2 protein-coding genes and 2 tRNA genes are annotated in these 4,338 nt (G+C 56.6%); all 4 read right to left on the bottom strand.

Annotated elements, in window-relative coordinates; all coding sequences use genetic code 11:
• A partial coding sequence (locus R6T97_RS09880; RefSeq protein WP_410349126.1) for an acyl-CoA synthetase occupies positions 1 to 1,706 on the bottom strand: 1,706 nt, incomplete at its 3' end.
• Between the two features lie 110 nt (positions 1,707 to 1,816).
• Complete coding sequence (locus tag R6T97_RS09875) at positions 1,817 to 3,610, bottom strand: ABC transporter transmembrane domain-containing protein (protein WP_410349125.1); 1,794 nt, start codon at positions 3,608 to 3,610, stop codon at positions 1,817 to 1,819.
• Positions 3,611 to 3,828: 218 nt separating this feature from the next.
• Positions 3,829 to 3,902: transfer RNA gene (locus tag R6T97_RS09870), tRNA-Gly, on the bottom strand.
• Positions 3,903 to 4,085: 183 nt separating this feature from the next.
• Positions 4,086 to 4,161 (bottom strand) — tRNA-Thr (locus R6T97_RS09865).
• Positions 4,162 to 4,338: the final 177 nt, after the last annotated feature.

Here is a 4,338-nt window from a genome sequence, read left to right as displayed (position 1 = left end):
TTGCGCAGGTCCGGTTTGAAAATCTTGCCAACGGCCGTCTTTGGCAGTTCGTCCAGTATTTCCAGATATTTGGGGTGTGCGGCGCGTTCGTGGATATGCTCTTTGGCAAAGGCCAGCAATTCCTTTTGGGTCACAGCGGCACCATCGACAAGTTCGACATAGGCGCAAGGGACTTCGCCCGCATGTTCGTCCGGCTGCCCGATGGCCCCGGCAAATGCCACGGCATCATGGCCTGCCAAGGCTTCTTCGATTTCGGCAGGATCAATGTTGTGCCCCCCACGGATGATCAGGTCTTTGGCGCGGCCAGTGATCCAAAGGTATCCGTCTGCATCGACCCGCCCAAGGTCTCCCGTGCGCAAAAATTGCGCCCTCGATTTTGGACCAGGGTAGAACATATCTTTGTTTTTTTCGGCCTCTGTGTAGGTTTGGCCGTCAAACACGCCGGGATTGGATACGCAGATCTCGCCGATTTCATCGGTCCCCAAAATCTCTCCATTGGCCGCATCAACAATCTTAACGCTTGTGTAGGGGAACGGCACTCCGATGGAACCAACCCGTTTCTCGCCCAGCGGCGGGTTGATCGACACAAGACATGTCGCTTCGGTCAGACCATAGCCTTCGCAAATGGTAACGCCCGCAGCCTCTTCGAAACGCCGGTAAAGCTCCAGAGGCAAAGGCGCCGAACCGCAGAATGCAAGACGCAAGGTCGAGATATCGGCATCCACCTTGCGCTGCATCAGGGCCGACATCGCTGTCGGAACCGTGATCATGAACGTGACCTTGTGCTTTTCGACCAGCTTCCAGAAGTTATCGAAAACGCCCTCACCCCGATACCCTTGCGGCGTGGGCAGAACGATTTGCGCGCCCGATCCCAGCGATGCCCCCAACGAAACGATGGTCGCGAAAACATGGAACAGCGGCAACGGGCAAATCTGTACGTCCTCTTCGGTAAAGAGCAGCCGATCCCCCAGCCACGCGTTGTAGACGATCCCGGAATAGCGGTGCTGCACGACCTTTGGCATGCCGGTCGTACCGCCGGTGTGAAAGTAAGCCGCGACACGGTCTGTCTTGCTGTCTTCAAAGCCGAGCGTCTTGGGCTGCTTGTGCAACTCGGCATTGAAGTCAAGGACCTTCGCCTTGTGCGCCACAGGGTTCTTTGGCCGGATCAACGGCACGATCAGCCGCTTGAAACCGGTCAGATAACGGTGCAGGTCCACTTCCAGCACATGGGTGACATTGGGAGCCAGACGTACGGCCTCCGCCGCTTTCTGGGCCACGTCCGTTTTCGGAAAAGCTTTGAGCGTCACCAGCACCTTGGCGTTCGTTTCACGCAGGATCGCAGCGATCTGCGTGGCCTCCAATAGCGGGTTGATCGGGTTTACGATGCCGGCGACCTGACCGCCCAGATACGTCAGAACCGTCTCTGTCGCGTTTGGCATCAGATAGGCAACGACATCAGTTTCACCAACACCAAGACTGCGGAAAAGGTTGGCAGCCTGCCCGGTCTTGTCGCGCAACTCATTCCAGGTCAGGGTTTCGCATCTGGCGTCCGGATCAGAAAGCAGGCTATAGCTGACAGCCTTGCGCACGCCATGCTTTGTGGCGGTCCGGCTCAATAACTCATAGGTCGTCGTGGGCGTATTCCGCGCCTCCCACGGCTCTTCATTCTCAATGGCGTCCCGATCAGCAACACTTGCAAAAGCCATGCCGTCTCCTCCCTCATTCAATGCCACGCTATGCCGCAAGGCCTCCCTGACGCAGCAGGTTGGGGAAAAACAGTGCCGACCACAAGTCTTACGCTACGAAAAACGCAAGGCTATTCTGCGGCGACACCTTCGGTAAACTGCAATCTGGCCAACCGGGCGTAAAGGCCACCTTGCGCCACCAGCGCATCATGCGTGCCTTGGGCGACGATCCTGCCGTCTTCCAGCACAACGATGCGATCCGCCTTTTTGACGGTCGCAAGGCGGTGTGCAACGATCAGGGTCGTGCGGTTGCGCGCCAGCTCCTCCACGGCACGTTGCACCGCATATTCACTTTCCGCGTCCAACGCGCTTGTCGCCTCATCCAGCAACAACACAGGCGCGTCACGCAGGATGGCGCGTGCAATCGCGATCCGCTGCTTTTGCCCCCCCGAGAGCATCACACCACGCTCGCCAACATAGCTGTCAAAGCCATCAGGCAATGCGATCAGGAAATCATAGGCGGCAGCAGCTTTGGCCGCCGCTTCGACCTCTGCGTCTGATGCAGTCGGTCGTCCAAACCGAATGTTCTCGCGCGCGGTGTCAGCAAAGATGACGGGGTCCTGCGGGACCAGCGCAATATGCTTGCGGAACTCAGAGCGGTCCAGATCGCGCAGGTCCATGCCGTCAAGACGAACGGCGCCCTCCTGTGGGTCATAGAACCGCTGAACCATCTGAATGATCGTGCTTTTGCCTGCACCGGACGGGCCGACAAGAGCCACGGTTTCACCCGGTGCAATATGAAGATCAATGCCATCAAGCGCAGATATCTGCGGCCGTGACGGATAATGAAATTGCACGCCTTCAAAGCTCAGTGCGCCCTTGACCGGGGTTGGCAGGACGTCGGGTTGCGCCGGGTCGCGCACTGTGTCCTCGGCGGTCAACAGCTCCACCAACCGTTCGGTCGCACCGGCAGCCCGCTGTAATTCGCCCCAAACCTCTGAAAGGGCCGCAACCGCACCGCCCACCATGATTGTGTAGATCATGAACTGCACAAGCCCGCCTTCGGTGATCTCACCGGCGACAACGTCACGCGACCCCATCTGCAAGAACAGGACGATGGCAGCAAAAACCATGAAAATGACAATTGCCGTCAGCGCCGCACGGGTCATGATACGACGCCGGGCAGAACGATAACTTTGCTCTGTGACCGCATCGAACTTTGCGCGGCTCAACTCTTCGTGGGTAAACGCCTGAACGGTCTGGGCAGACAAGAGCTGCTCAGACGCGTCTCCGCTCGATTCGGCAATGAGATCTTGGTTTTCCTTGGAAAGACTGCGCACGCGGCGACCCAGAAACAGGATGGGGAACAGGACCACCGGAATAGGCCACAAAACCATCACGCTCATCTTGACCGAGGTCAGCAGCATCAAGATCACACCGCCGATAAAGATCAGGATGTTGCGTAGCGCGATCGACACAGAACTGCCGATCACCGACAAGATAAGCGTCGTATCGGTCGTGATCCGGCTGAGGACTTCACCAGTCATAATACGTTCATAGAACGCGGGGCTCATGCTGATCATGCGGTTGAAGACAGCCTTGCGGATATCAGCGACCACGCGTTCGCCGAGCCGGGTCACAAGATAATATCTCAGCGCGGTGCCGAAGGCGAGCAGCACCGCAATTGCAAGCATCGTGACAAAGTGCTGGCTGATCTCATTGCTGGCCAGGCCGAATGTATCCACGACCTGTCCCGCCGCAATCGGCAGGCTGAGCGAAATCATCGCGGTAAAGACCAGCGCAAATCCGGCGCCGATCATATTGTAACGGTAGGGCTTCATGAAGGGCCAAAGCGCCGTAAGCGCACTCACCCGCTTACTGACAGGCCGGTCCTCCGGTTTTGCTTTTTTTGGGGTCTCGGCCATATGCAGTCCTTTGTCACGTACCGACGGACATAGAACTGAACCGAGCGTTTCACAAGGCGACCAAAAGCATCAGAGGCATTTTGATAGATGCGAAACTAGCGCGGGCGACGGCATTCGAACAAGAACCTTCACCTAGCTAAGCTAGCGCGCACAATACCTAAAAACCACATTATTTCAAGCACATGTAGATGCGTCTTTACGAGTCTAAAAAGTAGCTATGGAGCGGGCGAGGGGAATCGAACCCCTATCATCAGATTGGAAATCTGAGGTCTTACCATTACACAACGCCCGCTTCGGTGATGTTTTAGGTATTTGACCTTTGAAGCGAGGTCAAGATGCATCAGATACGATCAGGTCGACAATTGATACGAGGTGTTTGATCCACCTTGGGCTATTAGGGTCGCTGCTGGTCTAAGGATACTGATGGTCAGATAGCTTAAGTGACCAACCATAATCCGCTAAGTTATTGGATAAATGGTGCCCCCACACGGACTCGAACCGCGGACCTACTGATTACAAATCAGTTGCTCTACCAGCTGAGCTATAGGGGCACTACTCCCCCGTATCAGGCGGGTCGGCTGACCCGGATGAGCGGCGTATAGCAGGGGAAAACGCGGGTGTGCAATGGTGTTTTCACTTCAGTCGCGGAAAAAATCCACGCCCACAGGCACGCTGCATGCATTCGCAATGCGACCCCGCTTTCGCGTCCGGCAAATGACTCTATGATG

The sequence above is a fragment of the Yoonia sp. genome (assembly GCF_046498525.1).
In the GTDB taxonomy this organism is placed as follows: Bacteria; Pseudomonadota; Alphaproteobacteria; order Rhodobacterales; family Rhodobacteraceae; genus Yoonia.
Note: the sequence above shows the minus strand (reverse complement) of the source record. Positions and strands in the feature narration are given on the sequence as shown.

What these genes read in the sequence shown, in the direction of transcription:
- R6T97_RS09875 (WP_410349125.1), bottom strand. Translation starts at nt 3,610, where the DNA reads ATGGCCGAGACCCCAAAAAAAGCAAAACCGGAGGACCGGCCTGTCAGT.